Source organism: Actinoplanes sp. URMC 104 (assembly GCF_051386375.1).
GTDB lineage: Bacteria > Actinomycetota > Actinomycetes > Mycobacteriales > Micromonosporaceae > Actinoplanes.
In genome coordinates this window covers 2,654,548-2,668,472 of record NZ_JBPQTO010000002.1, presented here as the reverse complement: position 1 = coordinate 2,668,472, position 13,925 = coordinate 2,654,548, and the positions used below count along the sequence as shown (strand labels likewise).

Genomic DNA, 13,925 nt, shown 5'->3' with positions numbered 1-13,925 from the left:
CTGCGCGGCCGTCCGAAGGATCTGCGATACCCCGGCCTCTCATTGCCGGGAATGTTCGGGTCACACACCACTTCGGTGGACGTGACCTTCGTCGAAGAGGACTTCCACGAGGGGACTGCCCGCCATCCACTCGTCAACATGGGTCGGCTGAACGATGCGTGCGGGATTGTGTGGCTGGTTCATGTCCGCGACGAAGTGTGTGAAGGCGCGACGCCGCTCGGCCGGATCGGTGACGATCCGTGCCGACGCCGGCAGGTCCGCTCGTACACCGTGTTTGAGGTGGAAGATCAGGCGAGGATTCGCCTGCACGTTGGCGTACCAGTCGCGACGACCGGGCAATCCACTGAGGAAAATGCGGTCATCGGTGCGGTAGAACCACGTCTCGAAGCGGTGCGGTCGCCCTGATCGTCGACCGATGGTGGTGACGTCGACTGTCCGCTGCCTCGCCGTCGACGCCGGGGTGATGGCCAGCGCCTGGCGAACCTTCTCGTTCATGCTGTCTCCCGGGATCAGGGTGGGCCTCCCCCGGCGAGGCCGTCGAGGAACGCCCACCTCGGCGTGCATCAGACCGTGACGTTCCACTCGGCTTCCTGGGCCTCGCGAACCTCTTTTTCCATCGCCGGCGGGTAGACGTTGCGGTACTTCGGGTTCTCTCCGGTCAGCACCGTGACGATGACATCCACCATGACCTGCGGATCTTCCTGACCCTGCAGGGTGTACGGCGGCTCCCAGCCCGGCAGCAGCGCTTTCTCCGGGTCGTACCAGTAGGTCGATGCCTCCAGCGCGGTGTCGTTGAAGCCGGTCAGGTAGAAGCCGGGCTGGACGGTGGCCACCGCGATGCCCTTGGGCTTCAGTTCTTCACGCATGGTGGCGGCGATCGCCTCGATCGCATACTTCGTGGCGCTGTAGGCGCCCCCGAAAGGCGGCGTCTGCAGTCCGGCGTCGGACGAGTTGAAGACGACCCTGCCACTTCCCCGGGCGACCATCGCCGGCAGGAAGCGCTTCGTGAGCTCCAGCGCGGCAAACACATTGGTCTCGAAGTTCGCACGTACCAGCGACATCGGGATGTCCGTCAACGTGCCGCTGTGCGCCACACCGGCGTTGTTGAACAGCACGTCGATCTCGTAGGTCAGCGCGTGGGCCACGTCGATCTCGTTGAGCAGGTCGAGCTTGATGACCTCGAGCTGCAGGCCCTCGCGCTCGGCGGCTTGGCGCAGCTCCCAGGCCTGGGGCCAGATCTGCACGCCGGCGATGACCCGATGACCGGCGCGCGCCAGGTCGAAGGCCGTCAGCCTGCCGAATCCACTGCCGGCCCCGGTGATGAGAACGGTCAGAGACATGAATCCTCCAGTAATACCTACTAGTTGGTAGCTCGACGCTAACACCATGCCGAGCCGACTGCAACCAACTAGTAGGTATTTACTCGCGCCCTATCACTGCCACCACCGGCACCGGCACCAGGACCACCGCAGCCGCCCTGACTCCTAATGGCGGACGGGCTCAAAGGCTCGGCGAACCGCCTCCGCCAGCGCCCGCCGACGCCGGTCATGCAGCTCTTCGGTGTCGTCCGGACCTGCGGCGATCAGCGCACTGGCCGGCGACCAGGTCATCGACATGGCAGTCACCAACGCGAGCACATCTACTGGCGCCATACCGTCAGTGACGAGCCCGGCCTGCTGAGCCTTCTCGATGTTGGCCAGCTTCCCAGCGTCATGATCCCGGCCGTCGCCGAACAGGTCGCCGGTCGGGTTGCGCTCCAGCCGCGCCCATGTCACCAGGCGCACCAGCTCCGGATGCTCCAAATAGGCGTCGTAGAGGCGAACCGCGTAGCCCGGGAGGTCGGCCCCGTCAACGGGTACGGCATTGACGATCCGGTCGACATGAAGGTTGAAGACGACGTCGAACAACTGGTCCTTGTTGCCGAAATAGCTGTACATCTGCGCCTTGTTGGTACGGGCCACGGCAACGATGCGGTCGACCCGGGCGCCGGCGATGCCGTAGGCGGCGAATTCTTCCGTCGCCGCGTCGAGAATTCGTCGGCGGGTGTCCGCCCCCTTGGCCTGCAGTCGTGTCGCCATGACTTACCTTACCAACTGGTAGGTATCACGAGCGTCTCCGGATCATCGGCAGGACGTCACCCTCGGCGGCTCGCCCGGGTCTCCCGGATGGGTTGCTTCGACGATCGGGCAAGGGCGGCTCCGTCGTCGTCAGGCCGTCGCAACGAAGTTTCCTGCGGCGAAGGTATGGCCCACTGTGGCAACACGCCGGCCAAGGTGGCGGGCGGTGTTCAGGTCGGCTTTGTGCGCAGCGTCGGGGCCCTGGTCGTTCCAGGACTGGGCGCCTGCTCCCAGATAGAAGCCGAGGCGGTTGTCGTCGTGCTCGCTCGCGGTCGTGGTGTTCCAGCCGGGCAGAAGGCCGAGGCTGATCCAATGCATGCCGTGCTGCGCGGCGAGCAGCGACAGGTATTGCAAGGTGTGCAGCTTGTCACCGCTCATTGATCCGGAGTTGGTGAATCCGGCGGCGAGTTTGTCCTGCCAGGATCGCTGCATCCAGGTCTTGGAGGAGGCCTCGGCGAAAGCGTGGAAGGCGCCTGACGCGCTGCCCATGTAGGTCGGGGTGCCGAAGATGATGGCGTCGGCGTTGCCGAGTGTGCTCCAGCCGGCGTCGGTGATGGTGGCGACGTCGACGAGGTCGACGCTCGTCTCGGCCACCGAACGGGCACCTTCGGCAACGCTGTTGGCGAATTCGCGGGTGTGGCCATAGCCGGAGGTGTAGGCGATGGCGACGGAGATCTGGGGCATGAATGTTCCGTTCGTGTTCTGGTTCAGCGGCTTTCGCGCGCGGACGAGGTCTCGGTCATGTCCGGGTACCGGTCGCCGGCTACCTGGACGGCGATGGGTTCAAGCCTGGCCACCTGTTGACGATGGAAACGTTATGACGTTGACAGCGTCAATGTCAACGTCAACGAAATGGCGTTACCATCGACACATGCCAGCTGTCAGACCCGAGACCACCCTCACCGCCGACCGCGGCGGGCAAAGCGCGCGCATCCTGGAGTCCGCCGCGCACCTGCTTCAGGAGCAAGGCCCCGCCGCCATCTCGACCCGGGCGGTCGCCACCGCGGCCGGGGTGCAGACGCCGGCGTTGTACCGCCTCTTCGGCGACAAGGACGGCTTGCTCGACGCGCTGGCCAGCTACGTCTTCGAGAGCTACCTGGCCGAGAAGCGGGCCCTGGAACCCAGCGCGGACGCGATCGCCGACATCCGCCGCGGGTGGGACATCCACGTCGAGTTCGGGCTGCGGAACCCGGCGTTCTACGCGTTGATGTACGGCAACCTGCGCCCCGGCCGGCGCCCGGCCGCCGCGCAGGAGAACGGGCAGATCCTTCGCCACCTGCTCGAGCGGGCCCGCCAGCAGGGTCGGCTACGCGTCCCGGTCGAGACCGCCGCCCGGCACATCGAGGCATCCACGACCGGCGCCGTGCTGCTGCTCCTGTCGCAACCCGAGGGTGAACGTGACCCGGCCTTGCTGGCCGGCCTGTGCGACACGGTGATCGCCTCGATCGTCAGCGATCCCGGACCGGCCGGTGACGAGACGACCATCGCCGGGCGGGCTCTGGCCCTGCTGGCAGCGCTCGGTGACGGCCGTGGCGGCGATCCCGTGGTGGGAGCCGGATTCAGCCCGGCCGAGGCCGCGCTGCTCAGAGAGTGGATCGGCACCCTGGCCAGATGACCGAGCCGCAGACCTAAGCGCCGGCGGACTCAAGCGTTGATATTCGCCCGCAAGAACGACAGCACCAGCGCTGCGGTCTGTTCCGGGAACTGGTCGTGAGGGTAGTGGCCGGCGCCCTCGATCATCTGGAGCTCGCCCACGCCCGCAGGTAGTGCCGCGACCACCGCCTGGCCTTCGGCATGCGGGTCGGCCCAGTCGGGGTCAAGCGAACCCTCGATGATCAAAGTGGGGCAGCGCACGTTGCCGAGCTGAGCTCCAGCGTCGGCCGGTGAGGACCTGAGCATCGACGTGAGTGCTTTCATGCGGCCGGGCTCACGGAGATTGGCCTCGATGTGTTTCTGTCGTTGGTTCCAGTCGGCTGGCTTGGTGCCGGGATAGGCGTGCTCCAGGTATCCGAGCCAATGAGACACGCTGCCGAACATCGCCCCTGTCAAGTGATAGGCACCCCTGCGGTACGACTTGACGCGCATATCGCCGAGCCTGATGGCTTGGGCGCGGGTGAAAGGGGCAATTTCGACGAGGCCAGCGATCAGGCCGGGTTCTCGAGCGGCTGCGATCGTGCCCGCGCCGCCGGAGATGGAGTGACCGACCAGGACGGCCGGGCCGCCCAGGTGCCGGACCAGCGCGAGCAGGTCAGCGGCGATGTCGGTACGCGTGTAGGAAGGCCACTGCGCGCTCGACTCACCGCAACCGCGCAGGTCCGGCGTGGCCACCCGGTATCCGGCGGCGATCAGACGCGGCGTCACGAAGCGGTACGCCTCACGGCTGTGACCCATACCGTGGGCAAGAACGACCAGCGGTCCGCGGCCGGCTACTCCATACGCGATGCGGCCACCGTTGACGGCCAGCAGGGAGGTGCCGGCCGACGGCTTCGCACCGACTGGGTCGTGAGGGATCCGGTGATCCATGGCTGACTCCTTGCAGATCGGGAGGTGGCTGCGGTGTGAGATGTGACGGACTCTCCCGGCCGTCTCGGTGGAGCTGACGTGCCCGTACGGGTGGGATCGAGGCTGAGAACTCAGTGCCGATCGGCTGTCAGGGATTCGACCCGGCCCTGGAGGGCTTTGTTGAAGGCGTCAAAACCCTCGTCGCCTCCGCGCGGTCCTTCTTTGGTGAGCCGGGCGATCAACCCGCTGAAGTGTTCGCGGTGGGTGAGCCGGGTCGTGCCGTCGGCAAGGGCGGTCAGCAAGAATTCGTGCGCGCCGGTGTAGATGGCGTGCGGTAGCCAGCCCGCGCCGGGAATGACCGCAGCCCATGCCAGCCGCACGCCGGGCGTGGCTTCGAGGACCGGCGTGTGGACCACGTACGGCCGCCGGTCCGGCGGCCCCAAGACCACCTTGATCCGGTTCCCGGCCTCAGGTCGGCCTTCGAGCTGCTGGATGTACATGGTCCACTGCGGATACGCCGGGAAGTCGATCAGTACGTCCCAGACCTGCTGGGGCGTGGCCGCGATGTCGATTACCGCTTCGATCGTTCGCATGACGGCAGCCTAGAGGAATGTTGTACTAGGTTCAATATTGGCTTGAGTACAAGCGAGCGGGATGGTGAATAGACTAGCTCCATGTCTACCGACACCGGCGGCCCGCGCGCGGCGGGACTGCGTGTTCGCAAGAGGGAGCAGACCTGGCTGGCCATTCACGCCGCGGCGCTGTCCCTGTTCGAGGAGCACGGGTTCGACGCCGTCAGCGTCGACCAGATCGCCGCTGCGGCGAACGTCGCCCGTGGGACGTTCTTCAACTACTTCGACAACAAGGAGGAGTTGGTCGTCACCTACGGCCCCCACGAGAAGGAGTTCCAGCGCCGCCTGATGCAGCAGCGGCCGGACGGGGAGCCACTGTGGGAGTCCCTGACGGAGATCATCCTGGGGTATCTCGACGAGTTCGAGGCACAGATCGTCGTGCATCTGCGTCTCAAGGCAGGCTCGCCCACGCTGTCCCGCTCCGGCCGACCGATGACCGAACGACTCGTGGCCGACCTGCGCGACTGGGCACGGGAGCGGCACCCGCACCTCGCCGAGCCGGAGATCATGCTGATCATCAATGTCGCCGTCGCCGCGCTCGGCACGGCCGTCCACTACTGGCAGCCCGATCAACCGGTCACCGAACGGATTGCCGCCGTACGCGCCATGCTCGCGCGCGCAGGCTCAGGCCTGGCGACACCTCTCACCACACCGGCCTAAGGCCGGAAATACGATTCACGGCTCACACCTCCCGGCCTGGCGCACTCGCATATCCGCGCGTTGCGCGAGGTCGCCCCGGACATGCTCCCAGCGGGGCCCCTTGCCGGCGTCCTGTGGCAAGTCGGCCGCTTGGCTGGCCACGCCGAGCTCCCGCGCTCCGTCCAGCGGCGGGGGCGTAACGCGGGATGGACGGCGTATCCGGCGTCGGTGGCACGGGGTGATCGATGCGAACGGGGGCAGGTCGTGGGGAGCGTGAACCAGCTGGCCTACGATCTCCAGAACGAGCTGCCTGACATCGACATCAGCTACGCCCACGATGACGACAGCAGGCCGGTTCGTGAACGGCGAGGCCCGTAACAACACGCTCACAAGGCGACCGCCGCGGCTGCGCTCGATCGAGGCTGACAGCTCGACGCGAAGGGCCAACCGGCGAAACTGCACCACTTGACGGTGGATGAAGTTCCGCCGACGCCCGTCGTAGTCTTCGAAACCATGGGCACCGTCTACGTCGTCCTGATGGCGCTTGGTCTGTTCTTCAGCGGTCTCGGGCTGTGGGCGCTGCTACCCGGTCGTCGTCTTGTGCTGGGAAGCGGTCGGCGAGCTTCGCGCAAGCAATCTGATGCGGTGAAGTTCTGCCTGCTGCTCGGGGTGGCGTTGCTGACCGGCGGGGTGGTTGAGGCTTCCGAGCAGATGGGCCTCCTCGATGAGCAAGCCGTTCTGTGGTTCGCTCTCATTCCTGCGGGCCTGCTCGCCCTTGCGCTGGCCGCTTTCCGACCTCGTCGCGTCGCGCAGGAAAAGGCCCTTCAGTACGGTCGCCACGCCGATTGCGACAAGTAGCCCAACCGACAAGCGGGGATGGTCAGGACGTTGAACTCAGCCATCACCAGGGGATACCTGCCACGGTGTCGCCGGACCGCCCCATCCGCGCACCGTCGGCGCGAACGCGTCGTCGCCTAGCATTCTGCTGTGATCACCCACGCGCGGCATGAGGGTCCCATTTCACGGACTGCCGCGGCGCCGTTGGTCGATCTTTACGCAGTCGTCTACGCCGAACCGCCGTACAACGAGGGTCCGGAGCAGGTCGATCGATTCCGTGCTGGCATCTTCGAGGAATCAGCGCGTCCCGGTTTCACGCTGATCACCGCCAGGGAGGGCGACACGCTGATCGGAGCCTCCTACGGGTGGACCATGTCTGCTGGAACGTGGTGGTCCAACGCGAGCCGACCGGCCCCTGCCGAGATCTTTGGGGTTGCGAAGTTCGCCGTCATGGAATGGATCGTGACACCTCAGCGTCGCGGCGAGGGCATCGGCAAGATTTTGATCCGTCAACTGCTTGAGCACCGTCCTGAGCGTTTCGCCACGTTGGCATCTGATCCGCGTTCAGCCGCGCGGGGCATCTACCGACGGGCCGGCTGGATCGAGGTCGGCGAGACGAAGCTGTCCTGGGGGCCATCAATGGATCTGCTGCTCTGCGAACTGCCGCTGCCAACTGGTCAAAGGGTCGGCGACGAGCAAACGCGGCTGTGAGCGACGGCGCATCGCAGCCCTGATGGACCGGCTACGCGCTGTCAAGCTCACGGCTCGTACTGTTGGACCCGGAGCGCCGGCGAGGCGGACGTGCCGGTGCGCACGCCGCGCCGGGGCGGCAAGCTGGGGCTTACGACCACGGGCCGACGGAAGAGGCGACGACGATGGCGACCTGCAACCTGTGCCCGCCCGGAAGCCGGGACGTGCCCGACGCCGAGATGGACGGCCACCTGCGCATGGCCCACCCGGAGGTGGGCGGCGAGGGCACGTACGAGACAGGGGGTGACACCATCGTGCAGGACGCCTCGCTCGAGCCCGTCGCCGAGCGCGAGCCCGGCACCGGGGAGTGGCACCGGGCGTAATGGTCGCGCGCGGAAACAGAATGACAAAAGGCCGTTCCTGTCGGACACGGCCTGACACGATCTGTCGTTGTTCGAGCCGTGCCCGCATGGAATCCTTAGTGGTCTGACATTGTGGATCTGCGACGCGGTTCGGAGCGTGCGGCGTGCCCATCGCATTGCCAGGCCCGGACGCGGCGCCGGCGGGCCCCCGACGCGACCTCGTGGTGCACCTGCACGATCTTTACGGCCGGGCGGGCAAGCCGGCGACCCGGATCATCAGCAAACGCATCACCATGTTGCGCATCGCGGGTCTGCGCAACAACGACGAGCGGGCCGATCTCGAAACGGTTTCGCACGAGACGATCAATTCCGTTCTGCGCGCCAAATCGGTGCCCAGCTGGGCCAAACTGAAGTCGATCATCGTGGCGCTCTGCAGCATGTCGGAGCAGGACGTCGACGTACGGCAGAAGCTCGTCGAACTCAATGCGACGTGGATCCGCGCGACCTCCCTGCCCGAGAGCGTGGACGAGCGGGCGCCGCGCCCGCAGCTCGTGGGCCGGCCGCCGTCCGCCGAGCTGCCTCCGCCCTTTCGCCCACCCGGGCCGGTCGCCCGGATCCGCGTGCACGGGGAGCTGCCGGCCCGCGCGGCGTTGTTCACCGGACGCGAGCACGTGCTCGACGAGATCGAGGACCGGCTGCGCCGCTCGCCCGAGACGCCGCTGGTGCTCCACGGCCCGATCGGCGCGGGAAAGACGCAGCTCGCCGCCGAGTACGTCCGCCAGCACCGCGACGACTACGCGATCACCTGGTGGGTGCGGGCCGGCAGCCTCGAGGCGGCACGCGACTCGCTGCTGCGGCTCGCCGACCGGCTCGGCGTCGCCGGGCAACGCCCGTTCGACGAGCTGCTCGTCGCGCTCGCCCGGTCGGGACCGTACCTGCTGGTCTTCGACGGCGTGGTGAGCGGCGACATCCGCGCGCTGATCCGCATGCGGGGCGGCACGGTGCTCGTGACGACGCGCAACACCGGGTGGGCCCACGAGAGCCTGCACGACCGGTTCGAGGTGCCCGACCTCGACGAGGGCGAGGCGGCGCAGCTGCTGCGCAAGCAGGACGCGCACATGACCCGGTCGCAGATCTCGCACGTGACGGCCGTGACCGGGCGCTCCCCGCTCGGCCTCGTGGAGGCCTGCCGGCTCTACGAGGAGCGCGCGACCTCGTGGGAGGACGTGGCCGACCGCCTCGCCGCCCCGGGCAGCCGGGTGCTCACCGATCCCCGGCGCCCGGCGCGGGACGAGATCGAGCAGGTGCGGTCGATCCTGCGCGGCCGGCTCTCCGCCGAGCCCGAACTGCTGCCGCTGCTCACCCTGCTGCTCGGCTTCGGGCCCAGCCCGGTCTGGCTCTGGATGCTGCAGGCGGGCGCGGACACCGACGTCTCGGCGGCCGCCCGGCACGTCCTCAGCGACGCGAGCGCGCTCAAGCGGACGCTCTACACGCTGGTCAGCATCGGCTTCGCCCGCGGCGAGGCGGACTGGGTCGCGATCCCGGCAATCGTGCGGCTGGTGCTGCGCGAGCTGGTGCCCGGCTCGTGGGGCGAGGTGAACCGGCGCGACGTCGTGCAGATCCTCATCCGGGCGGACCCCGCGCACCCCGAGGACCGCAAGACCGCGGCGCGGCACCGCGCGATCACGCCCCACCTGCAGCCCGCCGCGCTTGTCGAGTCGTTGCGTCCGTCGGCGTACCGGACCCTGCACCACCAGATCCGCTTCCTGTTCCTGGCCGGAGACCTGCGCTCGGCGCAGCGGCTCGGCAGCGACGCGGAGGAGGCGCTACGACGGCAGAAGATGCTGGCGCCGACCGACGAGCTCGTGCTGCAGATCCGGCGCGATCTGGCCAACGCGCTGCGCGCCGACGGCCGGTATCCCGAGGCGTACCGGCTGACCGGGGAGGCGATGGCGTCGATCGACGAGGACCCGGCCTACCTGCCCGACCACGTGATCGCGCTCGACCTCGCCCGCAGCCGCGGCCACGACCTGCGCCTCATGGGCCGCTACCGGGAGGCGTACGAGCTCGACGAGCTCACCCACGCGCGGCACGCCCGGGTGTTCGCCGCCGAGGATGACCTGCGGCTGCTCGCCAGCCGCTACAACCTCTCGGTCAGCCGGCGCTTCCTGGGCAGATATCGGGAGGCCGCGGACGCCGACCGGGCCGACCTCGACCGGCTGAGCGGCGACCGCAGCGGCGACGACCGCCGCCGGTCCCGGCTCGCCAACGCGCTGGCCGAGGACCTGTACGGGCTCGGGCGCCACGAGGAGGTGGTGGACCTGCTGGCCCCGCTGGTGGAGTCGGCCAACGGGCGGGAGCTGCAGCGGGCACGGCGCATGACGGGCGTCGCGTTCCGCCGGCTGGGCCAGCTGGTGCCGGCCGTCGAACAGCTCGGCGTCTGCTACCACGCCTGCCTCAACCAGCCGGGCGCGCGCCGGGAGCTCACGCTGGCGGTCTGCATGAGCTACGGCAACGCGCTGCGGGCGCTCGGCCAGTACGACACCGCGCTGCACTACTGCCTGCAGGCAGTCAAGGGCTACGCCGCGGCCCTCGACGAGCGCAACCCGCTCGTCCGGGCGGCGCAGGTCAACACCGCCGCGGTGCACCTGGCCCAGGGGCAGGTCGACGAGGCGGAGGTGCTGCTCGACGAGGCGTACGACGAGCTGGCCGGGCAGTTCGGCGAACGGCACCCGTTCACCGTGCTCGCCATGATCAACAGGGCGACCGCCGTGGCTATGGTCGACCCCGTGTCGGCGTGGTCGTGGTCGAGCCGGGCGTACGCGCTGGCGCGTGAGGTGTTCGGCCCGGACCACCTCGACACGCTGCTGGCGGCCGCCGGGTTCGCCGCCGACCGGGCCGCGCGCAACGAGGAGGACGACACCGCGCCCAGCCTCGACGAGGTGCTGGCCGCGCTGCGCCGGCGCTTCGGCCCGGGGCACAGCCTGGTGACGCAGGTGGCGGACGGGTCCCGGGCCGTCGTCGACATCGAGGTCCCGTCGGCCTGACCCGCGCGACAAATTTTGTCAAGCCCTGGGTGGCTCCCGGTACGAGCTGTTGACTCTGCCCCTAACGTGGGTTTCCTGCGTCCACGTCGTTGTTCAGGCCCCGCTCCCGGTCGGGTGCGGCCCGGGGGAGGTCAAAGTGAAGGTTGAATCGATCCACGAAGCATCCCCAGGCGAGGCGTGGGCCCCGCTCGTCGACCTCTCGCAGGTTCCGCTCGACCGCCCGATCGCCGAGGGCTCCCCGCTCGTCGACCAGGCGTTGCGCCGGGTGCTGCGCAGCCTGCACGACCGCGACGGCGTGATCAGCTCGTTCGGGTCGTTCGTCTCCGGGTCCTGATGACCCTCGCCGACGACGTCAGGGCGGCACACGTACGGGCGGCCCCCTGGCCGTACGTGGATCTCGACGTCGCCGGGCTGCGGGCCGCGGGCCACCGGCCGGTCCCGTTCCGCGAGCTTGTTCTCAAGATCCATCAGCGGTGCAACCTGGCCTGCGACTACTGCTACGTCTACGAGCACGCCGACCAGAGCTGGCGGGAACGACCGCGCACCATGCCCGACGAGGTGCGCGACGCGGCCCTGGCCCGGTTCGCCGAGCACGCGCGGCGCCACGGGCTCACCCGCGTGCGCATCGTGCTGCACGGCGGCGAGCCGCTGCTCTACGGCGCTGCCCGGCTGGCCGAGCTGGTCACGGCGGCGCGCGCGGTCTTCCCGGCGGGGTGCACGGTCGAGTTCGGCATGCAGACCAACGGCGTCCTGCTGACCGAGGCCACGGTCGCGACGCTGGTCGAGCACGGCATCAGCGCCGGGGTGAGCGTCGACGGCAGGCAGGCCGACCACGACCGGCACCGCCGCATGCCGAACGGGCGGGGTAGCTTCGCCGCGGTGGCCCGGGGCCTCGAGCTGTTGCGCCGGCCGGAGAACCGGGGGGCGTACGCCGGGCTGCTGTGCACGGTCGCCGCGGACACCGACCCGATCGCCTGCTACGAGCAGCTGCTGAGCTTCGACCCGCCTGCCGTCGACCTGCTGCTCCCGCACGCGAACTGGGAGCAGCCGCCCGCACGCCCCGCGGGGATCGCCACGCCGTACGCCGATTGGCTCATCGCCTTCTTCGACCGGTGGTACGCCGACCGGTCGCCCGTGCGGATCCGGCTCTTCGACGACACGATGAGCCTGGTGCTGGGCGGCGCCAGCCGCAGCGAACAGGTGGGGCTCAGCCCGTCCGGCGTGCTGGTCGTCGAGTCGGACGGCGCGATCGAGCAGGTGGACGCGTTGAAGAGCGCCTACCAGGGCGCCTGCGCCACCGGGCTGAGCGTGCTGCGCGACGACTTCGACGCCGCCCTGGAGCATCCCGGCATCGTGGCCCGTCAGATCGGCCTGGCCGCGCTCTGCGACGAGTGCCTGACGTGCCCGGCCGTCGCCTTCTGCGGGGGCGGCCACTACGCCCACCGCTACCGGCGTGACGTGGGGTTCCGCGCGCCGTCCGTGCACTGCGCGGATCTGCGGGTGTTCATCCGCCACGTCTACGACCGCATCGCCGCGGACCTCTTCTCGCTCACCGGGAGCCGGCCATGATCGACGTCCACCAGCTCAGCCGCGCGACGTTCGACCGGCTCGCCACCGGCTACGGCGGCGCCGAGGCGATCCGCGAGCTGCAGGACGCTCAGGTCAGCAAGCACCTGCTGCTGATCCGCTTCGTGCTCGACCAGTTCCCCGACGGCGGGGCCGCGCTGGGCGACCTGCTCGAGCGCTCCCGCGTGGCGGCGCCCGACCGCTTCCGCGCGATCGTCGGCGGCCCCCTGGTGGGCGGCTGGACCGCGATCGCCGGCCGCGCCGCGACCCAGGACGTGCTCGCCGACGCCGACCGCGACCACCTGGCCGCCGTCGCCATCGTGGCCGCGGCCGCCGCGGGCGTCGACGGTTCCGTCCGGATCCCCGTCCACGACGGCCGCGCCGTGCTGCCCGGGCTGGGCGCCGTGCTCCTCGCGCCGGGCGCCGCCTCGGTGACGGCGACCTCCACCGGCGGCCGGCTGCTGGTCACGACCGGCACCGGCGTCCTCGAGGTGCCTCCCGCGGAGCAGACGCCCGCGTGGCTGCCCGTGCGCTCCCTGACCGCCTCGTCCGCCGGCCTGTCGATCCGGCTGGGGCTGGACGACCTGCACCCCTACCGGCACGGCTACCACGTGCCGCCCGCCAACCGCCTGCCCGCCGCCGAGGTGGACCGGTGGCAGACGCTGTTCGAGCAGGCCTGGGAGCTGCTCGCCGTGCACCTGCCGCAGCGGGCCGTCGAGCTGGTTGCCGGCCTCGAGACGCTCGTGCCGCTGGCGCACTCCGACGACGGCTCGGCACGCAGCGCCACCCTGCGCCACGCCTTCGGGGTGTTCGGCCTGACCCGTCCGGCGACCCCGCACGACTTCGCCGTCACGCTCGTGCACGAGTTCCAGCATTCGAAGCTGAGCGCGCTGCTCGACCTCGCCCGGCTCACCGACCCGGCCGACGACCGCCGCTACTTCGCCCCGTGGCGCACCGACCCGCGGCCGCTCGCCGGCCTGCTGCAGGGCGTGTACGCCTTCGTCGGCGTAGCCGACACCTGGCGCGCCCTGCGCGGCGCGGTCGGCGTCGCGACGGCCCGCTTCGCCGAGGCGCGCCTGCAGGTCGACCGGGGCCTCACCGCCATCGAGGAGTCGGGCGCCCTGACCCCCGAGGGCGAGTCGTTCATCGCCGTGCTGCGCCGCTCGGCCGACGAGCTGCTCGCCGAGCCGCTGGCCCCCGAGGTCGACCGCGAGGCCCGGGCCTCCCTGGCCCGCACCTTCACCGCCTGGCGCGAGCACAACGGAGCCTGACCGTCAGGGGTCAGACCGCTGGTACGCGCTTTTGTTCGCGAGTTCGGGTCCCACATGTCGCTGAGTTTCGGCACCACCGAGATCTCCCCTACATCGATGTTCGCGGGTCTGAGCCCCACCCCCAGCGATATCCGCTCACCCGTCGTCGGCCGACCTTGCCGTTCACGCACGGTGACGGGCGCCTGAGACAGGGCACGTCTTGTCAGCGGCATGAGCGGATGCTTAGGACTCCGGTTCGCGGCCGGAGGACGCGTGTTGCAGG

At 69.5% G+C, this 13,925-nt stretch carries 15 protein-coding genes; 9 read left to right on the top strand and 6 right to left on the bottom strand.

Translation table 11 applies throughout. The features are described from left to right. Positions 1–60 precede the first annotated feature (60 nt). The 4 genes from ACSNN8_RS13450 to ACSNN8_RS13435 form a co-directional block, all read right to left on the bottom strand. Complete coding sequence (locus tag ACSNN8_RS13450) at positions 61–495, bottom strand: nitroreductase/quinone reductase family protein (protein WP_436649228.1); 435 nt, start codon at positions 493–495, stop codon at positions 61–63. A gap of 68 nt (positions 496–563) precedes the next feature. Then, positions 564–1,340, bottom strand: coding sequence for an SDR family oxidoreductase (locus tag ACSNN8_RS13445; protein WP_436649226.1), 777 nt, complete (start codon positions 1,338–1,340; stop codon positions 564–566). Positions 1,341–1,484: 144 nt separating this feature from the next. Next, complete coding sequence (locus tag ACSNN8_RS13440) at positions 1,485–2,078, bottom strand: TetR family transcriptional regulator (protein ID WP_436649224.1); 594 nt, start codon at positions 2,076–2,078, stop codon at positions 1,485–1,487. 129 nt (positions 2,079–2,207) lie between these two features. Beyond that, positions 2,208–2,801, bottom strand: a complete 594-nt coding sequence (locus ACSNN8_RS13435; RefSeq protein ID WP_436649222.1) for a flavodoxin family protein — start codon at positions 2,799–2,801, stop codon at positions 2,208–2,210. A 187-nt stretch (positions 2,802–2,988) separates the two neighbouring features. Here ACSNN8_RS13435 and ACSNN8_RS13430 point away from each other — a divergent pair, with 187 nt between their 5' ends. After that, positions 2,989–3,732, top strand: coding sequence for a TetR/AcrR family transcriptional regulator (locus ACSNN8_RS13430; RefSeq protein ID WP_436649220.1), 744 nt, complete (start codon positions 2,989–2,991; stop codon positions 3,730–3,732). A gap of 29 nt (positions 3,733–3,761) precedes the next feature. Here ACSNN8_RS13430 and ACSNN8_RS13425 read toward each other — a convergent pair whose 3' ends face one another. Both ACSNN8_RS13425 and ACSNN8_RS13420 read right to left on the bottom strand, forming a co-directional pair. After that, the gene (locus tag ACSNN8_RS13425; RefSeq protein WP_436649218.1) at positions 3,762–4,640 is read right to left on the bottom strand and encodes an alpha/beta fold hydrolase; all 879 of its coding nucleotides are present in this window, start codon (positions 4,638–4,640) and stop codon (positions 3,762–3,764) included. A gap of 110 nt (positions 4,641–4,750) precedes the next feature. After that, positions 4,751–5,212 carry an SRPBCC family protein gene (locus ACSNN8_RS13420; RefSeq protein ID WP_436649216.1) on the bottom strand — a complete coding sequence of 154 codons (462 nt, stop codon included), beginning with the start codon at positions 5,210–5,212 and terminating at the stop codon, positions 4,751–4,753. An 81-nt stretch (positions 5,213–5,293) separates the two neighbouring features. Between ACSNN8_RS13420 and ACSNN8_RS13415 the strand changes: the two genes are divergently transcribed. The 8 genes from ACSNN8_RS13415 (at position 5,294) to ACSNN8_RS13380 (ending at position 13,663) form a co-directional block, all read left to right on the top strand. Beyond that, positions 5,294–5,911 carry a TetR/AcrR family transcriptional regulator gene (locus tag ACSNN8_RS13415; protein ID WP_436649214.1) on the top strand — a complete coding sequence of 206 codons (618 nt, stop codon included), beginning with the start codon at positions 5,294–5,296 and terminating at the stop codon, positions 5,909–5,911. 492 nt (positions 5,912–6,403) lie between these two features. Then, positions 6,404–6,748, top strand: coding sequence for a hypothetical protein (locus ACSNN8_RS13410; protein ID WP_436649212.1), 345 nt, complete (start codon positions 6,404–6,406; stop codon positions 6,746–6,748). 129 nt (positions 6,749–6,877) lie between these two features. Further along, positions 6,878–7,438, top strand: coding sequence for an N-acetyltransferase family protein (locus ACSNN8_RS13405; RefSeq protein WP_436649210.1), 561 nt, complete (start codon positions 6,878–6,880; stop codon positions 7,436–7,438). A 164-nt stretch (positions 7,439–7,602) separates the two neighbouring features. Further along, positions 7,603–7,800: a hypothetical protein gene (locus ACSNN8_RS13400; RefSeq protein ID WP_436649208.1), complete on the top strand. Its 198-nt coding sequence runs from the start codon at positions 7,603–7,605 to the stop codon at positions 7,798–7,800. 143 nt (positions 7,801–7,943) lie between these two features. Continuing rightward, positions 7,944–10,826: an FxSxx-COOH system tetratricopeptide repeat protein gene (gene fxsT / locus ACSNN8_RS13395; protein WP_436649207.1), complete on the top strand. Its 2,883-nt coding sequence runs from the start codon at positions 7,944–7,946 to the stop codon at positions 10,824–10,826. A 136-nt stretch (positions 10,827–10,962) separates the two neighbouring features. Further along, positions 10,963–11,160 carry a hypothetical protein gene (locus ACSNN8_RS13390; protein ID WP_436649205.1) on the top strand — a complete coding sequence of 66 codons (198 nt, stop codon included), beginning with the start codon at positions 10,963–10,965 and terminating at the stop codon, positions 11,158–11,160. Next, positions 11,160–12,395: an FxsB family cyclophane-forming radical SAM/SPASM peptide maturase gene (locus ACSNN8_RS13385; protein ID WP_436649203.1), complete on the top strand. Its 1,236-nt coding sequence runs from the start codon at positions 11,160–11,162 to the stop codon at positions 12,393–12,395. Before ACSNN8_RS13390 ends, ACSNN8_RS13385 begins: the two co-directional genes overlap by 1 nt. After that, positions 12,392–13,663 carry an HEXXH motif domain-containing protein gene (locus ACSNN8_RS13380; RefSeq protein WP_436649201.1) on the top strand — a complete coding sequence of 424 codons (1,272 nt, stop codon included), beginning with the start codon at positions 12,392–12,394 and terminating at the stop codon, positions 13,661–13,663. The genes ACSNN8_RS13385 and ACSNN8_RS13380 overlap by 4 nt, the downstream gene beginning before the upstream one ends. The last annotated feature ends 262 nt before the right edge of the window (positions 13,664–13,925 follow it).

What these genes read in the sequence shown, in the direction of transcription:
- ACSNN8_RS13400 (WP_436649208.1), top strand. Translation starts at nt 7,603, where the DNA reads ATGGCGACCTGCAACCTGTGCCCGCCCGGAAGCCGGGACGTGCCCGAC.
- ACSNN8_RS13415 (WP_436649214.1), top strand. Translation starts at nt 5,294, where the DNA reads ATGTCTACCGACACCGGCGGCCCGCGCGCGGCGGGACTGCGTGTTCGC.
- ACSNN8_RS13425 (WP_436649218.1), bottom strand. Translation starts at nt 4,640, where the DNA reads ATGGATCACCGGATCCCTCACGACCCAGTCGGTGCGAAGCCGTCGGCC.
- ACSNN8_RS13430 (WP_436649220.1), top strand. Translation starts at nt 2,989, where the DNA reads ATGCCAGCTGTCAGACCCGAGACCACCCTCACCGCCGACCGCGGCGGG.
- ACSNN8_RS13445 (WP_436649226.1), bottom strand. Translation starts at nt 1,340, where the DNA reads ATGTCTCTGACCGTTCTCATCACCGGGGCCGGCAGTGGATTCGGCAGG.
- ACSNN8_RS13385 (WP_436649203.1), top strand. Translation starts at nt 11,160, where the DNA reads ATGACCCTCGCCGACGACGTCAGGGCGGCACACGTACGGGCGGCCCCC.
- ACSNN8_RS13420 (WP_436649216.1), bottom strand. Translation starts at nt 5,212, where the DNA reads ATGCGAACGATCGAAGCGGTAATCGACATCGCGGCCACGCCCCAGCAG.
- ACSNN8_RS13380 (WP_436649201.1), top strand. Translation starts at nt 12,392, where the DNA reads ATGATCGACGTCCACCAGCTCAGCCGCGCGACGTTCGACCGGCTCGCC.
- ACSNN8_RS13450 (WP_436649228.1), bottom strand. Translation starts at nt 495, where the DNA reads ATGAACGAGAAGGTTCGCCAGGCGCTGGCCATCACCCCGGCGTCGACG.
- ACSNN8_RS13440 (WP_436649224.1), bottom strand. Translation starts at nt 2,078, where the DNA reads ATGGCGACACGACTGCAGGCCAAGGGGGCGGACACCCGCCGACGAATT.
- ACSNN8_RS13410 (WP_436649212.1), top strand. Translation starts at nt 6,404, where the DNA reads ATGGGCACCGTCTACGTCGTCCTGATGGCGCTTGGTCTGTTCTTCAGC.
- ACSNN8_RS13435 (WP_436649222.1), bottom strand. Translation starts at nt 2,801, where the DNA reads ATGCCCCAGATCTCCGTCGCCATCGCCTACACCTCCGGCTATGGCCAC.